Source organism: Thiohalorhabdus sp., assembly GCF_046545655.1.
Classification (GTDB): Bacteria; Pseudomonadota; Gammaproteobacteria; order Thiohalorhabdales; family Thiohalorhabdaceae; genus Thiohalorhabdus.
Genome location: NZ_JBKGZG010000034.1, coordinates 1 through 21530, shown reverse-complemented (window position 1 = coordinate 21530; position 21530 = coordinate 1). Strand labels below are relative to the sequence as shown.

The 21530-nt window shown below is 69.0% G+C and carries 20 protein-coding genes; 6 read left to right on the top strand and 14 right to left on the bottom strand.

Annotated features, from left to right (window positions below; genetic code table 11):
• Positions 1-139 precede the first annotated feature (139 nt).
• Entirely contained in the window at positions 140-1090 is a 951-nt protein-coding gene (locus ACLFRB_RS08700) for an acetoin utilization protein AcuC (RefSeq protein ID WP_411068620.1), read from the top strand.
• A 6-nt stretch (positions 1091-1096) separates the two neighbouring features.
• Here the strand turns inward: ACLFRB_RS08700 and pyrE are convergent, their stop codons facing one another.
• The 14 genes from pyrE to gyrA all read right to left on the bottom strand — a co-directional run bounded on the left by pyrE (position 1097) and on the right by gyrA (position 16849).
• A complete protein-coding gene (gene pyrE / locus ACLFRB_RS08695; RefSeq protein ID WP_411068619.1) occupies positions 1097-1678 on the bottom strand; it encodes an orotate phosphoribosyltransferase in 582 nt (193 codons plus the stop codon).
• Between the two features lie 32 nt (positions 1679-1710).
• Positions 1711-2421, bottom strand: a complete 711-nt coding sequence (gene pyrF, locus ACLFRB_RS08690) for an orotidine-5'-phosphate decarboxylase (protein ID WP_411068618.1) — start codon at positions 2419-2421, stop codon at positions 1711-1713.
• 122 nt (positions 2422-2543) lie between these two features.
• The gene (gene lapB / locus ACLFRB_RS08685) at positions 2544-3716 is read right to left on the bottom strand and encodes a lipopolysaccharide assembly protein LapB (RefSeq protein ID WP_411068617.1); all 1173 of its coding nucleotides are present in this window, start codon (positions 3714-3716) and stop codon (positions 2544-2546) included.
• Position 3717: 1 nt separating this feature from the next.
• Positions 3718-4017, bottom strand: a complete 300-nt coding sequence (locus ACLFRB_RS08680) for a lipopolysaccharide assembly protein LapA domain-containing protein (protein ID WP_411068616.1) — start codon at positions 4015-4017, stop codon at positions 3718-3720.
• Positions 4018-4231: 214 nt separating this feature from the next.
• Positions 4232-4513, bottom strand: a complete 282-nt coding sequence (locus tag ACLFRB_RS08675) for an integration host factor subunit beta (protein WP_411068615.1) — start codon at positions 4511-4513, stop codon at positions 4232-4234.
• A gap of 38 nt (positions 4514-4551) precedes the next feature.
• Positions 4552-5385, bottom strand: coding sequence for a signal peptide peptidase SppA (gene sppA / locus ACLFRB_RS08670; protein WP_411068614.1), 834 nt, complete (start codon positions 5383-5385; stop codon positions 4552-4554).
• Between the two features lie 43 nt (positions 5386-5428).
• A complete protein-coding gene (rpsA, locus tag ACLFRB_RS08665; RefSeq protein ID WP_411068613.1) occupies positions 5429-7159 on the bottom strand; it encodes a 30S ribosomal protein S1 in 1731 nt (576 codons plus the stop codon).
• Positions 7160-7211: 52 nt separating this feature from the next.
• Positions 7212-7928, bottom strand: a complete 717-nt coding sequence (gene cmk, locus ACLFRB_RS08660) for a (d)CMP kinase (protein WP_411068612.1) — start codon at positions 7926-7928, stop codon at positions 7212-7214.
• Positions 7929-7936: 8 nt separating this feature from the next.
• On the bottom strand, positions 7937-9262 hold the full coding sequence (gene aroA, locus ACLFRB_RS08655; protein WP_411068611.1) for a 3-phosphoshikimate 1-carboxyvinyltransferase: 1326 nt from the start codon (positions 9260-9262) through the stop codon (positions 7937-7939).
• Positions 9252-10127 carry a prephenate dehydrogenase gene (locus ACLFRB_RS08650; RefSeq protein WP_411068610.1) on the bottom strand — a complete coding sequence of 292 codons (876 nt, stop codon included), beginning with the start codon at positions 10125-10127 and terminating at the stop codon, positions 9252-9254. The genes aroA and ACLFRB_RS08650 overlap by 11 nt, the downstream gene beginning before the upstream one ends.
• Positions 10128-10169: 42 nt before the next feature.
• Positions 10170-11273, bottom strand: coding sequence for a prephenate dehydratase (gene pheA, locus ACLFRB_RS08645; RefSeq protein ID WP_411068609.1), 1104 nt, complete (start codon positions 11271-11273; stop codon positions 10170-10172).
• Between the two features lie 124 nt (positions 11274-11397).
• The gene (serA, locus tag ACLFRB_RS08640) at positions 11398-12978 is read right to left on the bottom strand and encodes a phosphoglycerate dehydrogenase (RefSeq protein ID WP_411068608.1); all 1581 of its coding nucleotides are present in this window, start codon (positions 12976-12978) and stop codon (positions 11398-11400) included.
• Positions 12979-13126: 148 nt separating this feature from the next.
• On the bottom strand, positions 13127-14209 hold the full coding sequence (gene serC, locus ACLFRB_RS08635) for a 3-phosphoserine/phosphohydroxythreonine transaminase (protein ID WP_411068607.1): 1083 nt from the start codon (positions 14207-14209) through the stop codon (positions 13127-13129).
• 75 nt (positions 14210-14284) lie between these two features.
• Positions 14285-16849: a DNA gyrase subunit A gene (gene gyrA / locus ACLFRB_RS08630; RefSeq protein WP_411068606.1), complete on the bottom strand. Its 2565-nt coding sequence runs from the start codon at positions 16847-16849 to the stop codon at positions 14285-14287.
• Between the two features lie 249 nt (positions 16850-17098).
• Between gyrA and ACLFRB_RS08625 the strand changes: the two genes are divergently transcribed.
• The 5 genes from ACLFRB_RS08625 to dapE form a co-directional block, all read left to right on the top strand.
• Entirely contained in the window at positions 17099-17305 is a 207-nt protein-coding gene (locus tag ACLFRB_RS08625; protein ID WP_411068605.1) for a DUF2892 domain-containing protein, read from the top strand.
• 142 nt (positions 17306-17447) lie between these two features.
• Positions 17448-18152, top strand: coding sequence for a bifunctional 2-polyprenyl-6-hydroxyphenol methylase/3-demethylubiquinol 3-O-methyltransferase UbiG (ubiG, locus tag ACLFRB_RS08620; RefSeq protein WP_411068604.1), 705 nt, complete (start codon positions 17448-17450; stop codon positions 18150-18152).
• A 4-nt stretch (positions 18153-18156) separates the two neighbouring features.
• Positions 18157-19353, top strand: a complete 1197-nt coding sequence (gene dapC / locus ACLFRB_RS08615) for a succinyldiaminopimelate transaminase (protein WP_411068603.1) — start codon at positions 18157-18159, stop codon at positions 19351-19353.
• A gap of 233 nt (positions 19354-19586) precedes the next feature.
• Positions 19587-20408, top strand: coding sequence for a 2,3,4,5-tetrahydropyridine-2,6-dicarboxylate N-succinyltransferase (dapD, locus tag ACLFRB_RS08610; protein WP_411068602.1), 822 nt, complete (start codon positions 19587-19589; stop codon positions 20406-20408).
• 1 nt (position 20409) lies between these two features.
• Positions 20410-21530, top strand: a 1121-nt coding sequence (gene dapE / locus ACLFRB_RS08605; RefSeq protein ID WP_411068601.1) for a succinyl-diaminopimelate desuccinylase, incomplete at its 3' end; no start/stop codon positions are given.

Sequence of the window (21530 nt, the reverse complement as noted above, 5' to 3'; positions counted from 1 at the left end):
CAATATTAAAAGGTTTTCATAAATTTTTACTGTCCGCTATTGGTTCTTTCCCTGATTGCCGGTATTGGCCAAACTCGGGGGACGGGTGGGAAACTGGGCCGGACCCACCGGAGAAGGGGGAGGCAGGAGCATGGGCGCGATGCAAAGAGGGCCAACCTGCATCTACCTGGGCGCCGCTTTGGGGGCCTATGGATTCGGCGGCGGCCATCCCTTCGGACGCGACCGCATGGAGGCCTTTCGGCGCCGCGCGGCGCAGAAGGGACTGGAGGACCGGGTCCGAGTATGCACCCCGGTCAGTGCCGATCGGGACCTTTTGGAGCGCTTCCACGTTCCGGAATACGTGGAGCGGGTCCGGACCCTTTCGGAGCGCGGCGGGGGCTTTCTGGACCTGGGGGACACCCCGGCGGAGCCGGGGATCTTCGAGGCGGGTTCAACGGTGGTGGGTAGCGCGGTGGACGGAGCGGAGCGCCTTCTGCGGGGGGACTGCGCCGCCGTTTTCCTGCCCATTGGCGGGCTGCACCACGCCCGCCGCGACCGGGCGTCGGGGTTCTGCGTGTTTAACGATTGCGGGGTGGTGATCGAGACCCTGAAGCGGGACCACGGGCTGGAGCGGATCGCCTACGTGGACATCGACGCCCACCACGGCGACGGCGTGTTCTACGAGCTCGAAGCGGATCCGGCCGTGTGGATCGCCGATATCCACCAGGACGGCCGCACCCTGTTCCCCGGAACCGGAGGTGCGGAGGAGCGGGGAAAAGGCGAAGCGGAGGGCACCAAGCTGAACCTCCCCCAGCCACCGGGAGCGGACGAAAGGGACTTCCACGCCGCCTGGGAGGAGGTGGAGGCCCACCTGGACCGGGCCCGGCCGGAATTCATCATCCTTCAGTGCGGTGCAGACAGCCTGGCCGGGGACCCCCTCGCCAACCTGGCCTTTTCCCCGGCCACCCATGCCCGAGCCGCCGCCCGCCTGCAGGAGCGCGCCGCGGGATGCCGCGGGGGCCTGCTGGCCCTTGGCGGAGGGGGATACAACCGCGAGAACCTCGCCGAGGCATGGACAGCGGTAGTCGCCGCCCTGGCCGACCCGGTCTGAGCGCGCCTAAGCTCCGCGGCTGCCCGGCTTCTCCAGAGGCAGGCCCTCGGCGCACAGGGGGCAATCGGCGGGATCCCAGGCCTGGACCTCCAGCCCGACGAGGGCGTACAGAGGCAGCCCCGCCACATCGGCCTGCCCGTCGGAGCGGTCCACGAGGCAGCCGCAGCCGACGATGTCGATGTCCATGTCCTTCAGCGCGTCGTGGCACTCCCGGATGGAAGTTCCCGTGGTGAGGATGTCGTCCATGATAAAGACCCGGGCCCCCGCCGGGAGCCGGAAGCCGCGCCGGAGCTGCATGGTGCCCTCCTTGCGCTCCGTGAACTGGCCGTAGGCCCCCAGGGCCCGGGCCAGCTCGTAGGCCACCACCACCCCGCCAAGGGCCGGCCCCACCACGTACTGGATCCCCGCCGGCAGACGCTGCGCAAGCGCCCGGCACAGGGTCTCCGCCTTGCGGGGATCCTGCAGGACCAGGGCGGATTGCAGGTAGCGGTTGCTGTGGAGGCCGGAGGAGAGCTGGAAATGGCCCTCCAGCAGGGCCCCGCTCTCGCGGTAGAGGTCCAGGAACGCTTCCGGGGATTGGGCTTCCATGGCGTGCGAGGTTCTCCTTTGGGTTGGTCGGGTCAGGTACTGCCGGCGACGGCGTCCATCTCGGCGATCAGGGTGCTCCAGGCGCGGGCGGGATCCTCGGCCCGGGTCAGCGGCCGGCCCACCACCAGGTAGTCGGCCCCGTCGGCAACCGTCCGTCCCGGCGTGGCGGCCCGCCGCTGGTCGTCCGCCTCCGCCCCGGCCGGACGTACTCCGGGGGTGACCAGAAGGAAGTCCGGACCGAGCTCCTCCCGCAGCAGGGGAACCTCCACGGGGCTGGCCACCACCCCGTCCAGCCCGGCCTCCCGCGCCAGACGCGCCAGGCGGAGCACCTGGGCCTCGGGATCCCCCTCCACACCGACCGCCCGCAGCTCCCCGGCATCCATGCTGGTCAGGACCGTGACCGCGATGAGCCAGGGCCGATCCTCCGGTCCCTCCACCGCCTCCCGGGCAGCCTCCAGCATGCGGGGCCCACCGCTGGCGTGCACATTGACCATCCATGCGCCGATCTCGGCCGCGGCCCGGACCGCCCCGGCGACCGTATTGGGGATATCGTGGTATTTGAGATCGAGGAAGACCTCCCGACCCCGCTCGCGCAGCTCTTCCACCACCCGAGGCCCGGAGCGGGTGAAGAGCTGCTTGCCCACCTTCACCCGGCGATTTTCCTCCGGCAGTCGATCCAGGATCTCTTGGGCCCGGGCCCAGTCCGGCGCGTCCAGGGCCGTGATGACGCGGTCGCTCCACATGGCGGTCCTCTACCCTGCCCCGAGAATCGGTTCCGGGCCCCCGGCCCGGGGGACGAAGCCTCCCCCCGCGGGGACCCCGAGGGGGAAGGTCCAGCCCGGAAAAGGAAAAACGGAAGGCGCGATCAGGCGGCCTGCAGCTCCAGGGTGCCCCACTTCCGGCACTGGGGACACTTCCACTGCAGGTAGGCGCTCTTGAAGCCGCAATCGGTGCAGACAAAGCGCGACTGCCGCACCCGGGCGCGCTCCAGATAGGGCTCCACCACCTCCAGGACCGGACGGCATTCCTCGCCGCCCTCCCGCAGGTCCTTCCACATGCCCACGTAGGAGCTCACCAGCTCCGCGCTGTCGGGATGGCGGGCCAACCCCTCGGTCACATACCGCAGGGCCTCCTCCGCACCCACCTCGCGGGCGAGATGGACGGTCAGGGCGGCGAACAGCGAGGGGTGCCCGGCGGACTCCAGGGTATCGCGTAGGAATTCCCGCAGCGCCCCGGGCTCACCCAGCCGGTGATAGGCCGCCACCAGGTCGTCGAGCACGAGCACCAGATGCTGCGGCTGCTGCCGCACGATGCGCTCCCACTCGCGCACGGCCTTGCGGTCGTTGCCCTTCAGGCTGTGCAGCTGCCCCGCCAGGGTGCTCGCCCGGACGCAGGTGCTGTCCACGGCATAGGCGCGGCGGATGGCCTGCTGGGCGCGGGAGAGGTCGTTCCGGGCCAGCGCCTCGGCCGCCATCTCGCAATGAATGAGGCTTTCGGCCACCGGGTCGCCGTGACCCCGGATACGGGCCAGCTGCTTGCGCCACTCCAGGGCCTCCGGCCACTCCCGCTCCTGCTCGGTGATCTCCACCAGGGCCTGCACCGCCGGGGCGTATTGGCGGTTCCGCTCCACCAGCTCGGAGAACACCTGGCGGGCGCGATCGAGCAGCCCGGCCTTCTGGTAGTCCAGCCCCAGCTGGTACATCGCGTGATCCCGCTGGTCCCGGGCGAGATTGGGACGCGCGATCAGGTTCTGGTGGATGCGCAGGGCCCGGTCCACCTCTCCCCGGCGCCGGAACAGGTTCCCCAGTGCCAGATGGGCGTCCACGGTTTCGGGCTCCACCCGGGCCACGTTGAGGAAGGCCTCGATGGCCTGCTCGGGCTGCTCGTTGAGCAGGTGGTACAGACCCTGGAAGTAGGAGGGGGAGCTCCCGTCCTGGCGGCCGCTGGCCGGGGGCTCCACCGACCGCCAGCGCCCCCAGAGGTATCCGGCCCCGGCGGCGAAAGCCAGGAGCAGCCCGCCGGTCCAGAGCTCGGGCATGTCAGGGCTCGTCCTTGAGCGGCAGCTTCCGCAGCCGGCCCAGCTCCTGTTCCATGTCCTCCATGCGGCGGCGGATGCGCCGGACCTCGCGGTGCCGGCTGAGCAAGGGGAAGCTCGCCACCAGGCCCCCGAGGAGGACCCCGATGAGAAGCATGACGATCATCACCAGGCTGACGGGAAACGGCCCCAGGTGGATCCCGAAATAGTAATGGATCTCCACCCCTTGCGGGTTCTTCAGGGCGAAGCTTACCCCGATCAGGAAGACAACCAGGAAAAGCAAGGCGCTCAGGGTGCGTTTCACGAATCCTCCTGTTCCAACGCGGGCTGCAGCCGGGACAATCCAAGGCATTCAAGGGGCGGGGCGCTCGCGGGCGCCGGATGGAGAACGTAGCCGGCCACCCCGGGTTCACCCGGAAGGGAACCCGGAAACAAACGGTGGAGCGCCGGAGAATGCCACTTTCCGGGTGGATTCCCCAGCGGGCATCCTGGCGGCGGCCACCCGGCCCGGGCGGGCCTCAGCCCTGGTCCACCTCCTCCCGGAGGCTTTTCCCGGCCCGGAAGTAGGGCACCCGCTTGGGGGGCACGTCCACGGTCTCCCCGGTCTTGGGGTTTCGGCCCCGCCGGGCGGCCCGGCTCTTGGTTCCGAAGCTGCCGAAGCCCCGCAGCTCGATCCGGCGATCGGCCGCGATCTGCTCACTAAGATAGTCAAAAAGGGTATTAACGGCCACCTCGGCGTCCTTGCGGGTGAGGTAGTCCAGTCGCTCGCACACACGATCGATCAGATCGGATTTGGTCATGATCGGTACCTTGTTATGCGCCGTTACGCTTTAACGGGCTACCCACCCTGGTACATGTACCGGGGCTCGGGCACAAAGCGTAGCTGCAGCCAGTTGAAAAGTCCGGCAGGAAGGACCTGCCGCAGCCAGCCCTCGGGGGCCTCTAGGGTGCGGGTGGGCGCCTCGGGACCCAATTCGGCTTCCTCGCGAAGCCATTGGACGGCGGTTTCCCGTCCTCCGACGGCGTCCACCAGCCCGTTGGACCGGGCCTGCCGCCCGGAGAACACCCGGCCGTCGGCCAGGGGGCGAACCTCATTCGGTTCCATACCGCGCTCCTCGGCCACCATGGCCACGAACTGCCCATGCAGCTCGTCCACTGTGGATTGCAGGTAGTCCCGATCCTCCTCGCTCATCTCGCGCAGGGGAGATCCGGCATCCTTGAATCTCCCTGATTTAATGATACGCGGCACCACACCGATCTTGTCCAGCAGGGGATAGACCCCGGTGCTCATCATGATGACGCCGATGGATCCGGTGAGCGTGGAATCCAGGGCGAAGATCCGGTCGCCGGCGAGGGCCACCATGTACCCTCCGGAGGCGGCCATATCGCCCAGGGCAACCGCCACCGGCTTCTCCTCCGCCAGCCGGGCGACGGCCTGGTACAGGGACTCGGAGGCCCCTACGCCGCCCCCGGGGCTGTTGACCCGGAGGACCACCCCCTTCACCTCGGGACTCTCCCGTGCTTCCTCGATCAGGCTGAGGGTGGGCTCGGCGTTCAGGATCGGGCCCTGGATCTCCACCTCGGCCATGTGGGGCTCGGTGGTGACGGACTCTCCCCCCGAAAAGATCCCCAGGAGGCCGCTGGCGACAAGAAACAGAAGGCCGCCTGTCAACCAGGCGGCCTTGCTGTCGCGAGAACGATGAGGGGAACGCGGTTCAGCCGTCATCCTCTCCATCTTTCTTCATCATCTGCTCTTTGAGGAGGTCACCCAGGCTGGTGGTGCCGGAGGCGGCCGCCTTGGACTGGTAATCCTTCACGGCCTCCTTCTCCTCCACCTTGTCCTTGTCCTTGATGGACAGGTTGATCATGCGGTTGCGCCGGTCCACGCCGGTAACCTGGGCCTCCACCTTCTGACCGGCCACCAGGGCGGAGCGGGCATCCTCCACGTGGTCCTGGGAGATATCGGCGACCCGGACGAAGCCCTCCACGTCCTCGGCCAGGTGGACGCGGGCCCCCTTGGGCTCCACCTCGATCACCTCGCCCTCGACGACGCTTCCCTTGTCGTGCTCGGCCACCCAGTTGCTGAAGGGATCGTCGGAAAGCTGCTTGATGCCCAGGCTGATGCGCTCCCGCTCCGGATCCACGGAGAGCACCACGGCCTCCACTTCCTCGCCCTTCTGGTACTGGCGGACGGCCTCCTCGCCGGCCTCGCTCCAGGAGAGATCGGAGAGGTGCACCAGGCCGTCGATGCCGCCAGGCAGCCCCACGAAGATGCCGAAGTCGGTAATGCTCTTCACCACGCCCTGCACCCGGTCGCCCTTGGCGTGGGTCTGGGCGAACTCCTCCCAGGGGTTGGACTGGCACTGCTTCATGCCCAGGGAGATGCGGCGGCGCTCCTCGTCGATGTCGAGGATCATCACCTCCACCTCGTCGCCGGGCTGCACCACCTTGGAGGGATGCACGTTCTTGTTGGTCCAGTCCATCTCGGAGACGTGCACCAGACCCTCGACGCCCTCCTCCAGCTCCACGAAGGCGCCGTAGTCGGTGATGTTGGTGACCTTGCCCCACACCCGGCTGCCCTCGGGGTAGCGCCGCGGCAGGTCCGCCCAGGGGTCCTCGGTGAGCTGCTTGAGGCCGAGACTGATGCGCTCGCGCTCCTTGTCGAACTTGAGGATCTTCACCTCGATCTCGTCACCGACGTTGACCATCTCGGAGGGGTGATTGACCCGCTTCCAGGCCATGTCCGTGATGTGCAGCAGGCCATCGAGGCCGCCGAGGTCGATGAAGGCGCCGTAGTCGGTCAGGTTCTTGACGATGCCCTTGACCGTCTGACCCTCTTCCAGGCGGTCCATGAGGGCCTTGCGCTCGGCGCTGCGCTCCTCCTCGACCACCGCGCGCCGGGACACCACGGCATTGTTGCGGCGGCGGTCCAGCTTGATGACCTTGAAGTCGAGCTTCTTGCCTTCGAGGTAGGTAGCGTCGCGGACGGGCCGAACATCCACCAGAGAGCCCGGCAGGAAGGTGCGGATGCCGTTGATGTCGACGACGAAGCCGCCCTTGACCTTGCCGGTGAGCACACCCTGAACCACTTCGTCGCTGTTGTAGGCCTGCTCCAGCTCGTTCCAGGCGCGGGCCCGCAGGGCCTTGGTCCGGGAAAGCCGGGTCTCGCCGAAGCCGTCGTCCACGGCCTCGACGCAGACCTCCACCTGGTCCCCCACATCGACACTGACCTCGCCATTCTCGTCCATGAACTCCTGGAGGGAGACGAGGCCTTCGGACTTGAGGCCGGCATGGACGATCACTTCCTTGTCGTCCATGCCCACGACTTCTCCGGTGATGATCTCGCCGGACTGGATCTCCTCCTCGTTGAGGCTCTCCTCGAGGAGGGTGGCGAAATCGGGCTCGCCGGGGGCTTGGGTGGGGGTTTGGGTGTTGGTCTCAGGCATAAAAGGTTGCCACTCCTGGTGAAAATTTCTGGGACCCGTGGGCCCCGGCTCCTCAACCGTCCACGAACTTCTCGGGGAGGCTCTGGCGAACCCGGCGCAGGGTCTCGGCCACCACCTCCTCTATGGAAATGTCCGTGGTATCAATAACATAAGCCCCTTCGGAGGGGCGCAGGGGCGCCACATTCCGATGGGTGTCCCGCTCATCCCTTTGACGGAGCTCCTCCGTTATTCGTTCCAGATTAACATCACAACCCTGGCCCCTCAACTGTTCATAGCGTCTCCGGGCCCGTTCCTCCGGGGTCGCGGTCAGGAAGATCTTGGCCGGCGCCTCCGGGAACACCACCGTGCCCATGTCCCGGCCGTCGGCCACCAGGCCGGGCGGCGCGCGGAAGCGCCGCTGGAGGTCCAGCAGTCCGTCCCGGACCGGTTTCAGGGAGGCGACGATGGAGGCGGCCTCGCTGACCGGCCCGCTGCGCAGATCCTGGGTCACCTCCTGCTCGCCGATGAAGGTCCGCACCGGCCCCTCGGCCTCCGGCTGGAAGCGGATGTCCAGGTTCCGTGCCAGGGCTCCCAGCTCCTCGGCATGCGCGGCCTCCAGGGGGATGCCCTCCTGGATGGCGGCCCAGCCCACGGCCCGATACAGGGCGCCGCTGTCCAGGTAATGCCAGCCCAGCTCCTGGGCCAGCAGGTTCGCCAGCGTCCCCTTCCCCGTGCCGCTGGGGCCATCGATGGTTACTACCGGTGCGGAATCTTCCCCGTTGGCAGCCATGCTCCCCCTCAATCCTTGTCCGCTTCGATGCCAAGGCCGGCCGACCGGGCCACCGCGAGGAAATCCGGGAAGGAGGTGCGGATGGCGGCGGCCCCCGTCACCGTGATGGGCGCGGAAGCGGCCACGGAGGCCACGGCGAAGGCCATGGCGACCCGGTGGTCGCCGTGGGCATCCACGGACCCGCCCCCGATGGGCCCGCCGTCGATAACGATGCCGTCCTCGAGGGGCTCGGCGTTGATGCCCAGGGCCTGCAGCCCGTCGGCCATGACCTGGATGCGGTCGCTCTCCTTGACCCGAAGCTCCGCGGCGCCCCGCAGCACGGTGCGCCCGCGCGCGGCGGCGGCGGCCACGAACAGCACCGGGAATTCGTCGATGGCCAGGGGCACGAGGCGCTCGGGGATCTCGATTCCCTCCAGCTCCCCACCTCGGACCCGCAGGTCCGCCACCGGTTCCCCGCCGTAAGTGCGCTCATTGCGGACCTCGATCCGCGCCCCCATGGCCAGCAGGATGTCCAGCGCGCCCCGCCGGGTGGGATTGATGCCCACCCCCTCCAGGGTAAGGTCGGAACCGGGCTGCAGGGCCGCGGCGACCAGGAAGAAGGCCGCCGAGGACAGGTCCCCGGGCACGGCGAGGTCGGCGGCCCGCAGGCGTTCGCCGCCCTCCAGGCAGACCGTCGCCCCTTCCTGGCGCAGGGGGTAGCCGAAGGCCGCGAGCATGCGCTCGGTGTGGTCCCGGGTGGGGGCGGGCTCGGTGACGCAGGTCTCCCCCTCCGCGTACAGCCCGGCCAACAGCACCGCCGACTTCACCTGGGCCGAGGCCACGGGCAGGTCGTAGTGGATGCCCCGGAGGCCATCGCTGGCCGCGATGCGCAGCGGCGGCCGCCCGCCCTCCCCCAGCGCGGTGATTCGGGCGCCCATGCCCCCCAGCGGCTCGGCCACGCGGCCCATGGGCCGGTTGCGCAGGCTGGCGTCGCCGGTAAGCTCCGTGGCGAAGGGCTGGGCGGCGAGCAGCCCGGCCAGCAGGCGCATGGAGGTCCCGGAATTGCCCATGTCCAACGGCTCCTCCGGGCTCCGCAGGCCGCCCATCCCCACCCCGTGGATGACCAGCCGCCCGTCCGTGGGCCCCTCGATGCGCACCCCCATGGCCCGGAAGGCGGCCAGGGTGGCCAGGCAATCCTCCCCGGCCAGGAAGCCCTCCACGTGGCTTACCCCGTCGGCCAGGGCCCCGAGCATCACCGCACGATGGGAGATGGACTTGTCGCCCGCCACCCGCACGGTGCCGCCGATGCGCCCGCCCCGGGCAACGAGCCGGTCCTCCTGATCCCTACTGGTCATCTTGCTCCTCGTCGGCATGGGACCGGGGCGGCAGGCCGCGCCGCAGGGCGCGGGCCTCCCCGAAAAAGGCCTCCAGCGCCGCGCCGTCCTCGGCGGCGATGGCGCGCCGCAGATCGTCCATTCGGGCCTCGAAACGGTCGATCATCTCCAGCAGGGGCCCGGCATTGGCCAGGGCGATATCCCGCCACATCACCGGGTCGCTGCCGGCGATCCGGGTCAGGTCCCGGAACCCCCCGGCGGCGAACCGTCCCAGCCGTTCGGGCTTGTCGAGCCCGCCGAAGGTCCGGATCAGGCTGAAGGCGAGCATATGGGGCAGGTGGCTGGTGGCGGCCAGGACGTAGTCGTGCTCCTCGGGGTCCATGGTCACCACCTCGCTGCCCACCAGGCGCCACAGGGCCGCAAGCCGCTCCACGTCGGCGGAGGGCGTCTCGGCCGTGGGCGTCAGGATGCACAGCGCACCCTGGAACAGGTCCTCCAGGGCGGCCTCCACCCCGGAATCCTCGGTCCCGGCCAGCGGATGCCCGCCGAGGAAGCGCGCCCGCCCCCCCAGAAGGTCCTCCGCCTCCGCCGCCACGGGGCCTTTCACGCTGCCCACGTCGGTGACCAGGGCGTCCTCGCCGAGGCCCGGCACGATGGCCTCCAGCACCGCGCCGAAGCTGCCCACCGGCACCGCCAGCACCACCACGTCCGCCCCCCGGACCCCCGCGGCGGGGTCCGCCGCCACGCGGTCCACCAACCCCCGCTGCAGGGCGCGCTCGCCGACGGCGGGGGAGGCGTCCATGCCCACCACCTCACCCACCTCCGCGCATTGGCGAAGGGCCAGCCCCAGAGAGCCGCCGATCAGCCCCAGGCCGACGATGGTCACCCGCTGAAATTCCGTCTTTCCGCCTCCGGACCCGGCCAACGGTCAGCGGGCCCGGGGGTAGGAGCCCAGGACCTTGACCGCAGCCCCGCCCTCGGCCACCCCATCCAGGGCCTGCCGGACGGTGGGCTCCTCCTGGTGGCCCTCCAGGTCCAGAAAGAAGACGTATTCCCACAGGGAGGACCGCGCCGGGCGGGAGACGATCTTGGTCAGGTTGACGCCGGCCCGGGAGAAGGGCTGCAGCACCTGAAACAGGCTCCCGGGCCGATTGGGTGCCGAGATCACAATGGAGGTCTTGTCGTTCCCCGAGATCCCGGCGCCCTCCTCACCCACCACCACGAAGCGCGTGGTGTTGTCCGGCTCGTCCTCGATCCCGGCCGCGAGGACGGGTAGCTCGTACAGCTCGGCCGCGGCGGCGCCGGCCACGGCGGCGCTCTCCGGCTCCTGGCTGGCCCGCCGCGCCGCCTCGGCGTTGCTGGGCACCTCCACCCATTCCGCCCCGTCCAAGTGGGCGTGCAGCCATTCCCGGCACTGGGCCCGGGTCTGCGGGTGCACGTAGAGCCGTTGGATGGCGTCGATGCTCCCGGCGTGGCTCATCAGATGGTGCTCCACCCGCAGGGCCACCTCCCCGCAGATCTGGAGATTGGTGCGCATGAGCTGGTCGAGGGTGGCGTTCACGGCCCCCTCGGTGGAGTTCTCCACCGGCACCACCCCGTAATCGGCGGTGCCCGCCTCCACCTCGCGGAACACCTCGGCGATGGCGGCCACCGGATGCTCCTCCACGGCGTGGCCGAAATGCACCTGCACCGCCGTGTGGGTGAAGGAGGCCTCGGGACCCAGGAACGCGATGCGCAGCCGGCGCTCCAGGGCCAGGCAGGAGGACATGATCTCGCGGAAGATCCGGACCATGTCCCGGTCGGGGAACGGGCCCTCGTTGCGCTCGGCGACGCGGGCGAGGATCTGGGCCTCCCGCTCGGGCCGATAGAAGGGACCGCCGTTGGACTCCTTGATGCGGGCGATCTCCAGGACCCGCGCGGCGCGCTGGTTGATGAGCCGCTCCACCTCTGCGTCCAGGCGGTCGATCTCCTGGCGCAGCTCCTCCTGGCGGTTGGCGTCCCCGCGGTTATGGGATGGACCGTCTTGGCTCACGGCTGATTCCGTTCTCCACCTGTTGGAAGGTTGGGCTCCGCGGCCTGGCAAAAACGGGGCCGGACCCGTTACCCGGTCCGGCCCGCCAATCCTACCCGGTACGTCGGGGCGGAGGTACCCGTGGTTACAGGTTGACCTCCTTGACCTCCAGGACGTTCTCCTCGGAGGCGATCTGCTTGAGCACGTCGGCGGGCACCGTCTGGTCCACGCTGATGAAGGACACCGCCTGCTGGTGCGGGGCCTCCCGGCCCAGCATGAAGCCCGCGATGTTGATGCCGGCGTTGCCCAGGGTGGTGCCGATGCGACCGATGAGGCCCGGCTCGTCGCGGTTGGCCATGTACAGCAGGCGGCCGTCCGGCACCAGCTCCAGCTCCACGCCGTTGAGCTCCACCACCCGCGGCGTGCCGTGCACCAGGGTGCCGTCGATGGTCCAGGCGCGCTTCTCGGTGGTCAGGGTCACCCGCACCATGCTGGTGAACTCCTCGGCCTGCTTCTTGGTGGTCTCGCTCACCCGGATGTCGCGCTGCTCGGCGAGCAGGGGTGCGTTCACCAGGTTCACCGAGTCCGGCAGGATGGGGTCCAGCACGCCCTTCAGGATGGTGGTGGTGATGGGCTTCTGGTTGAGGCCGGAGACCTCGCCGGCGTACTCGATGTCCACCTTCTTCAGTCCGCCCTCGGCGAGCTGGCCGAGGATGGAGCCGAGCCGCTCGCCCAGATTCAGGTAGGGCTGCAGCAGCGGCATCTCCTCCTCGTCCACGGAGGGGATGTTCACCGCGTTCTGGATGATCCCCTTGTTCAGGTAATCGGCGATCTGCTCGGCCACCTGCACGGCCACGTTCACCTGGGCCTCCTCGGTGGAGGCGCCCAGGTGCGGGGTGCAGATGAAGTTGTCATGCCGCAGCAGGGGATGGTCCTCCCCCACGGGCTCCTCCTCGAACACGTCGAGGGCGGCACCGCGGATCTTGCCGGCCTCCAGGGCCCGGTCCAGGGCCGCCTCGTCCACCACCCCGCCGCGCGCGGCGTTGATGAGGATGGCGGTATCCTTCATCTGGTCGAAGGCGGCGTCGTTCACCAGGTGCTTGGTGGCGTTGGTGAGCGGGGTGTGGATGGTCAGGAAGTCGGAGCGCCGGAACAGCTCGTCCAGCTCCACCAGCTCCACGCCCAGGTCGTCGGCGCGCTCCTGGGAGATGAAGGGATCGTAGGCGATGACCCGCATCTTCAGGCCGTGGGCCCGCTCAATCACCAGCGAGCCGATGTTGCCGGTACCGATCACGCCGAGGGTCTTCTGGTAGAGCTCGACGCCGCCCCACTTGGTCTTCTCCCACCGGCCCTCCTTCAGGGCCGCGGAGGCCTGCGGAATGTTGCGGGCCGCGGAGACCATCAGGGAGACGGCGTGCTCGGCGGTGGTCACCGTGTTGCCGAAGGGCGTGTTCATCACGATGATGCCCTTCTGGGACGCCGTGGGGATGTCCACGTTGTCCACGCCGATCCCGGCGCGCCCCACCACCTTCAGGTTGGTGGCGGCGTTGATGATGTCTTCGGTCACCTTGGAGGCCGAGCGGATGGCCAGGCCGTCGTACTCGCCGATGATCTCCTTGAGCTCGTCGGGCGACAGCCCGGTCTTCACGTCCACCTCGATGCCGTGCTCCTGGAACACGGCCTCCGCCTTCGGCGACATCTTGTCGCTGATCAGTACCTTCGGCATCTGGAAAAAGACCTCGTATCCGGTTGGGTTCGGGGGGATTGGGAGGGCGTCCGGTCCCGCGCCCGACGGCGGCGTCCCAGGGGCCGCGGGCGCCGCCGCTGGTCACGAACCAAAAGCGCCGTCCCCGACCGACCCCCTCGGGATGCGGTTACGCGTTCCGCTTCTCGAAATCGCGCATGAAATCGATCAGCGCGTCCACTCCGGCCTCGGGCATGGCGTTGTAGATGGAGGCGCGCATGCCGCCCACCGAACGGTGCCCCTTCAGGGCCACCAGGCCCTTCCCGCCCGCCTCCTCCAGGAAGGTGGCGTCCAGGTCCGGGTTGGACAGGGTGAAGGGCACGTTCATGTAGCTGCGGTCCTCGGGGGCCACGGGGGAGTGGTAGAAATCGCTGCCGTCGATGGCGTCGTAGAGCTTGTTGGCCTTGCGCTGGTTCAGCTCCGCCATGGCCTCCAGGCCGCCCTGCTCCTTGAGCCACTCGAACACCAGGCCGGCGATGTAGATGCCGTAGGTGGGCGGGGTGTTGTACAGGGACTTGGCGTCCACGTGCGTCTTGTAGTCGAACATGGTCGGGCACCAGTCCACGGCGTGGCCCACCAGGTCGTTGCGCACGATGACGATGGTCAGCCCGCTGGGCCCGATGTTCTTCTGGGCGCCAGCGTAGATCATACCGAACTTGCTGACATCGATGGGCCGGGACAGGATGTCCGAGGACATGTCGGCCACCAGCGGCACATCCCCGGTCTCCGGAATGTAGTGGAACTCGGTCCCGAAGATGGTGTTGTTGCTGGTCATGTGGCAATAGGCGGCCTCGGGGTCGAGCTCCAGCTGGCCCTGCTTGGGGATCCAGGTGAAGTTCTCGGCCTCGGCGGTGGCGGGGACGTTCACCTCGCAGTAGCGCTTGCCCTCGGCGATGGCCTTCTTCGACCAGCTGCCGGTGTTGATGTAGTCCGCCTTGCCCTTGCCGCGCAGCAGGTTGAGCGGAATCATGGCGAACTGGCTGCTCGCGCCGCCCTGGAGAAAGAGAACCGAGTAGTCGTCGGGGATCTGCATGAGCTCGCGGAGGTCGGCCTCCGCCTTCTCGATGATGGCGGTGAACTCCTTGCCGCGATGGCTCATCTCCATCACCGACATGCCCGACCCGTGCCAGTCCAGGATCTCCTCGCCGGCCTTGCGCAGGACCGCCTCGGGCAGGGTGGCGGGTCCGGCGCTGAAGTTGAATACTCGGCTCATCGACCTCTCCAAGAAATGAATGAAGCCCCCTATTTTAACGCAACTGGCGCCATTCCTTAAATCCGGGGCCCTCGCCTACGCTCCACCCCCCTGTTCTTGCTCGCCATTGTCCTGCTCGGCGGATTCTTCCACTCGCTCGGCGCCCACCACGCGCTCGCCCTCGGCCAGATCAATGAGCCGGACGCCCTGGGTGTTGCGGCCCATGCGCGAGATGCCCTCCAGGGGGGTGCGGATGAGGGTGCCCTGAGAGGTCACCAGCATCACCTCGTTGTCGGGATGCACCAGCCGCACGCTCACCACCTCGCCGTTGCGCTCGGAGACCTTGATGGTGAGGATCCCCTGTCCGCCCCGGCCCTGCACGCGGTACTCGTCGAGGGCGGTGCGCTTGCCGTAGCCGTTCTCGGTGACCGTGAGGACCTCCCAGCCGGGCCGGACCACCTGCAGGCCGATCAGGCGGTCATCCTCGGCCATGTCGATGCCCCGCACGCCGTGGGCGGTGCGGCCCATGATCCGCACCTCCCGCTCCGGGAAGCGGATGGCCTTGCCGCGGTTGGTGGCCATGAGGATCTCGTCGTCGCCGCCGGTGATCCGGGCGCCCACCAGGGATTCTCCCTCGCCGAGCTTGATGGCGATGATCCCCGCCTTGCGCGGGCGGGAGAAGTCCATAAGGTCCACCCGCTTGACCACCCCCTTGGAGGTGGCCATCACCACGTAGCGGCCTTCCTCGAAGGCGTCCACCGGCAGCACGGTGGTGATGCGCTCGTCCTTCTCCAGCGGCAGAAGGTTGACGATGGCCTTGCCGCGGGCGGTACGGCCCGCCTCGGGCAGCTCGTAGACCTTGAGCCAGTAGACCTTGCCGGCGTTGGAGAAACAGAGGATGTACTGGTGCGTGGAGGCGACGAACAGCCGCTCCACGAAGTCCTCGGCATCGCGGGTGGCGGTGGCCGCCTTGCCCTTGCCGCCCCGGCGCTGCGCCCGGTAGCCGGACAGGGGCTGGCGCTTGATGTAGCCGGCGCGGGTCATGGTGACCACCATGTCCTCCTCGGCCACCAGGTCCTCCAGGGTCAGCTCGGAGGCGGCCTCCTGGATCTCGGTGCGGCGCTCGTCGCCGAAGCGCTCCTTGATGTCCACCAGCTCGTCGCGGATCACGCCCATGAGGCGCTCCTCGGAGCGCAGGATGTCGAGCAGGTCGTCGATCTTGTCGAGGATCCCCTCGAACTCGCCGATCACCTTGTCCCGCTCCAGCCCGGTCAGGCGGTGCAGGCGCATGTCGAGGATGGCCTGGGCTTGCTCGGGGGAGAGCTTGTAGCCCCCGTCCACCAGGCCGATGCCCTCCTCGTTGCGGATGCCGCCCGACTGGGCGGCCCGCTGCACCAGGTGCTCCACCCCGCCGGGCTCCCACACCTCGGCGGTGAGGCGCTCCTTGGCGGTGGCCGGGTCCGGCGACTGGCGGATCAGGTTGATCACCGGGTCCAGGTTGGCCAGGGCCACGGCCAGGCCTTCCAGGGTATGGGCCCGCTTGCGGGCCTGGCGCAGGTCGTAGAGGGTGCGCCGGGTGACCACCTCGCGGCGGTGCTGGATGAAAGCCTCCAGCACCTCCTTGAGGTTGAGGGTGCGCGGCTGGCCCTGGTCGAGCGCCAGCAGGGTGATGCCGAACACCGACTCCAGCTGGGTCTGCTTGTACAGGTTGTTGAGGACGATCTCCGGCTCTTCGCCGCGCTTGAGCTCGATCACCACGCGGATGCCGTCCTTGTCGGACTCGTCGCGCAGGTCGCTGATGCCCTCGATCTTCTTGTCCTTGACCAGGTCGGCGACCTTCTCCACCAGCCGCGCCTTGTTGACCATGTAGGGCAGCTCGTGGATCACCAGCCGCTGGCGGCCCTTCTTGTCCTCCTCCGTGCGCACCCGGCCACGGATGCGGAGGGAGCCGCGACCGGTGCGGTAGGCGGACAGGATGCCGTCGCGGCCGTTGATGATGCCGGCGGTAGGGAAGTCGGGACCCGTGATGTACTCCAGCAGATCGTCCACGCTGCGCTCGGGGTCGTCGATGAGCGCCACGCAGCCGTCGATCACCTCGCGCAGGTTGTGCGGCGGGATGTTGGTGGCCATGCCCACGGCGATGCCGGCGGCGCCGTTCACCAGCAGGTTGGGCACCCGCGACGGCAGCACGGCGGGCTCCGTTTCCGCGCCGTCGTAGTTGGGCACGAAGTCCACCGTCTCCCGGTCGATGTCGGTGAGCAGCTCGTGGGCCAGACGGGCCATGCGCACCTCCGTGTAGCGCATGGCCGCGGCGTTGTCGCCGTCGATGGAGCCGAAGTTGCCCTGCCCGTCCACCAGCGGGTAGCGCATGGTGAAGTCCTGAGCCAGACGCACGATGGTGTCGTAGACGGCGGCGTCGCCGTGGGGGTGGTATTTACCGATGACGTCACCCACCACGCGGGCGGACTTCTTGTAGGGCTTGTTCCAGTCGTTGTTCAGGGTGTGCATGGCGTAGAGCACGCGCCGATGCACCGGCTTGAGACCGTCCCGGACGTCGGGGAGCGCCCGTCCCACGATCACGCTCATGGCATAATCGAGGTAGGACTGGCGCATCTCCTCCTCGAGATTAACGGGCATCATTTCCTTGGCGAATTCGGCCATGAGGTCCCAAGCTCCCGTTCCTGAATGAAGAAAGAATGAAGCATAACCCCCGGAAAACCCGGGGTCAAACCGGCATCCGGGCTATGGGATTTTCCGCTTTCCCCCGTAGCCCCGTCCCACACGGGGGCATTTTCCCAATTTCTCGTCAAACCGCCCCGTACCAACCCGCCCGCCGCTCCATATTTTGCTACCCATTGAATCCGGCGTAAAATCCCAACCTGAACTGGCAGCCCAATGGGAGACGCGGCCATGAAGGAAAACGTGGGAACCGTGGACATGGTCCTGCGGGTCATCGTCGGGGCGGTCTTGCTCGCCTTTGCGGTAGCCGAGCCCGTGGCGAACTGGTGGGGCTGGATCGGCCTGATCCCCCTGGCCACCGGCGCCTTTCGCCGCTGCCCGGCCTACGCCTTGCTGGGCACCGACACCTGCGGCACGAAAAAGCAGAAGCAGGCCTGAATCCCCCGCTTCAGGACGCCGTTCCCGGCCGGGCCCCAGGTCCGGCCGGGCTTTTCTATCGGGGGCCATCGGGCTATGTTAGGGCCCGCGCCGCCCCCCGCTCCCGAAGCTCCCGGTTTTCCACCCTTGCAGGAGGAACGCGATGGCTGCCGTCGACGAGGCGGAGATCAACAAGTTCGAGCAGCTGGCCGAGCGCTGGTGGGACCCGGAGGGCGAATTCAAGCCCCTGCACCGCATCCAGCCCCTGCGCCTGGACTACATCCGCAGCGTGGTGGACCTGGACGGCAAGCGCGCCCTGGACGTGGGGTGCGGCGGCGGCCTGCTGGCCGAGGGCATGGCCTCCGCCGGGGCCGAGGTGACCGGGGTGGAGCCGGGCGAGGCGGCCATCGGCGCGGCCCGCGCCCACCTCAAGGTGAGCGGGCTGTCGGTGGACTACCGCCAGGGCGAGGCCGCCGACCTCCTGGACGAGGGGGTGGAGCCCTTCGACGTGATCACCTGCATGGAGGTGCTGGAGCACGTCCCGGACCCGGCCCGGCTGGTGGACGAGTGCGCGCGCCTGCTCAAGCCCGGCGGCACCCTGTTCTTCGCCACCCTGAACCGCACCGTGCGCTCCTACCTCATGGCCATCGTCGGCGCCGAGTACATTCTCCGCTGGTTGCCCAAGGGGACCCACGACTGGGACAAGTTCATCCGGCCCGCGGAGATGGAGGCCCACCTGCGGGCCGCCGGCCTGCTGCCGCGGGAGATCCGGGGCATGGTCTTCAACCCGCTGGACAACTCCTTCAGTCTTTCCAATGACGTGGCGGTGAACTACCTGGGCTACGCCACCAAACCCGGGGACGCCTGAGCCCATGAACCCCCGTCTGCAAGCCCTCAACCCCTATCCCTTCGAGCGCCTGCGCGAGCTGTTCCGGGACGTGCAGCCGCCCACGGACCGGGAGCCCGTCAACCTCGGCATCGGCGAGCCCAAGCAGGCGCCGCCGCAGTTCGTGCTCGACGCGGTGCAACGGGAGCAGGCGGGCTTCGCCCGCTACCCCACCACCGGCGGCACGCAGGCGCTGCAGGAGGCCTGCGCCCGCTGGGCCACGGAGCGTTTCCGGCTGCCCCAGGGCGCCCTGGAGCCGGGCCGCAACGTGATCCCCGTGAACGGCACCCGCGAGGCCCTGTTCGGCATCGCCCAGGCGGTGGTGGGCGCCAAGGAGCGCCCGGCGGTGGCCATGCCCAATCCCCTGTACCAGATCTACGAGGGCGCGACCCTGTTCGCCGGGGCCGAGCCCGTCTACGTGGCCGCCGGGGAGACCGGGGGCCTCCCCGATTTCGCCGCCCTGCCGGAGGAGGTGCTGGCCCGCACGGAGCTGCTCTACATCTGCTCGCCCGCCAACCCCACCGGCGCGGTGGTGGGCTCGGACCAATACCGGCGGCTGCTGGAGCTGGCGGACCGCCACGACTTCGTGATCGCCGCCGACGAGTGCTACTCCGAGATCTACCCCGAGGAGGAAAACCCGCCGGTGGGCCTGCTGGAAGTGGCCGCTGCGGAGGGGCGCACCGACTTCCGCCGCTGCCTGGCCTTCCACAGCCTGTCCAAGCGCTCCAACCTCCCCGGGCTGCGCTCGGGCTTCGTCGCGGGGGACGCCGAGGTGCTGCGTGGCTTCCTCAAGCTGCGCACCTATCTCGGCAACGCCACGCCCCCGCCGCTCCAGGAGGCGGCCGTCGCCGCCTGGGGCGACGAGGAGCACGTGCGCGCCAACCGGGACGCCTACCGGGAGCGGTTCGCGGCGGTCCTGGAGGTCCTGGAGCCGGTGCTGGATGTGGCGGCCCCCGCCGGCGGCTTCTACCTGTGGCCCCGGGTGCCCGGCGGCGGCGAGCGCTTCGCCAAGGAGCTCTACGCCCGCGAGGGGATCACCGTCCTGCCCGGCGCCTACCTGGGCCGCGAGGTGGCGGGCCAGAATCCCGGCGCGGACCACGTCCGCATCGCCCTGGTGGACGACGTGGAGCGCTGCGTGGACGCCGCGTGGCGGATCCGGCGGGTGGCCGAAGACCTGCAATAGCCCCACGGGGAATCCACAAGAACCGTTCGCCCCGCAAGGGGTTTGGGGTGGTGAGAGAAAGGGGCTCATGGGGAGCCGTCCGTGGCCGCGCCCCCTTCGAGCCCCCTCCGCCGCGGTCACGGACCGCTCCCACAAGCGATCTGTGAAATCGTGCAAACGGTTCATGCAATTTTTTCGGGCCCGGCACGCCCAATAAAGATTTTTCCAATTTTTCCATGAGTTAGGAGCCGGACATGGACAACCTGCAGCAGACCATCGAGGAGGCCTTCGAGCGCCGCGCCGAGATCAACCCCGATAACGTCGACCCCGAAACCTTCAAGGCCGTGGAGGAGGCCATCGGCCTGCTCGACCGCGGCGAGGCCCGCGTCGCCGAGAAGCAGAACGGCGAGTGGGTGGTCAACGAGTGGCTGAAGAAGGCCGTGCTGGTGTCCTTCCGCATCCACGGCAACCGCGTCATGCGCGGTGGCGAGACCCACTACTACGACAAGGTGCCGCTGAAGTACGCCGAGTACGGCCAGAGCGACTTCGAGGCCCAGGGCGCCCGCGTGGTGCCACCCGCCGCCGTGCGCCGCGGCACCTACATCGCCCCCTCGGCGGTGCTCATGCCCTCCTACTGCAACATCGGCGCCTACGTGGACGAGGGCACCATGGTGGACACCTGGGCCACCGTGGGCTCCTGCGCGCAGATCGGCAAGAACGTGCACATCTCCGGCGGCGCGGGCATCGGCGGCGTCCTGGAGCCCCTGCAGGCCAACCCGGTCATCATCGAGGACGAAGTGTTCATCGGCGCCCGCTCCGAGGTGGCCGAGGGCGTCATCGTCGAGGAAGGCTCGGTGCTGTCCATGGGCGTCTACCTCGGCCAGTCCACCCGCATCTACAACCGCGAGACCGGCGAGATCCTCAAGGGCCGCGTGCCGGCCAACTCCGTGGTGGTCCCCGGCACCCTGCCCTCCTCCGACGGCACCCACAGCCTCTACTGCGCGGTGATCGTCAAGCAGGTGGACGCCGGCACCCGCGCCAAGACCTCCGTCAACGAGCTGCTGCGGGACGCCTGAATTGACGGACGCCGTCACCCAGCTCACCCGCGAGCTCATCGCCATCCCGTCGATCACCCCCGACGACGGGGCCGGCCAGGCGCCGCTGCGCGACCGGCTGGCCCCCCTGGGGTTCCGCCTGGAGGACATGAGCGAGGGCGGCGTGGCCAACCTCTACGCCCGCTTGGGCGATCGGGGGCCGGTGGTGGCCTTCGCCGGCCACACGGACGTGGTGCCCACCGGCGCCGAGGAGGACTGGACCCATCCGCCCTTCTCCCCCACCGCCTCCGGGGCCCATCTCTACGGGCGCGGCGCGGCGGACATGAAGGGCTCCCTGGCCGCCTTCACCGTGGCCGTGGAGCGGTTCCTGGCCCGCCACCCGGAGCCCCAGGGCTCCATCGCCCTGCTCATCACCGGCGACGAGGAAGGTCCGGCCGTGCACGGCACGCCGGTAATGGTGCGCCGGCTCGCCGAGCGCGGCGAGATGCCGGACTACTGTCTGGTGGGGGAGCCCTCCTGCAGCGAGCGGCTGGGCGACACGGTGAAGAACGGCCGGCGGGGGTCGCTGACCGGGGAGCTGGTGGTCCTCGGCACGCAGGGTCATGTGGCCTACCCCCACAAGGCGGACAACCCGGTCCACCGCGCCCTGCCCGCTCTGCAGGAGCTGGTGGAGACCGAATGGGACGCCGGCAACGCCTACTTTCCGCCCACCAGCTTCCAGATCCCCAACGTCCGGGCCGGAACCGGGGCCCACAACGTCATCCCCGGCACCCTGGACGTGCAGTTCAACTTCCGCTACTCCACGGAGCGCACCAAGGACGACCTCAAGGCCCAGGTCCACGAGATCCTGGACCGCTTTGGGCTGCGCTACGACCTGCACTGGCACGAGAACGGCGACCCCTTCCTCACCGAGCCCGGCCCGCTGGTGAACGCGCTCACCGAGAGCATCCGCGAGGCCACCGGCGTCGACACCCACCTCTCCACCGCCGGCGGCACCAGCGATGGCCGCTTCATCGCACCGCACGGGGTCCAGGTGGCGGAGTTCGGTCCACTCAACGACACCATCCACCAGGTGGACGAGCGGGTGGCCATGGAGGACCTGGAGCGGCTGGCGGAGATCTACGAGGGGGTGCTGGAGCGGCT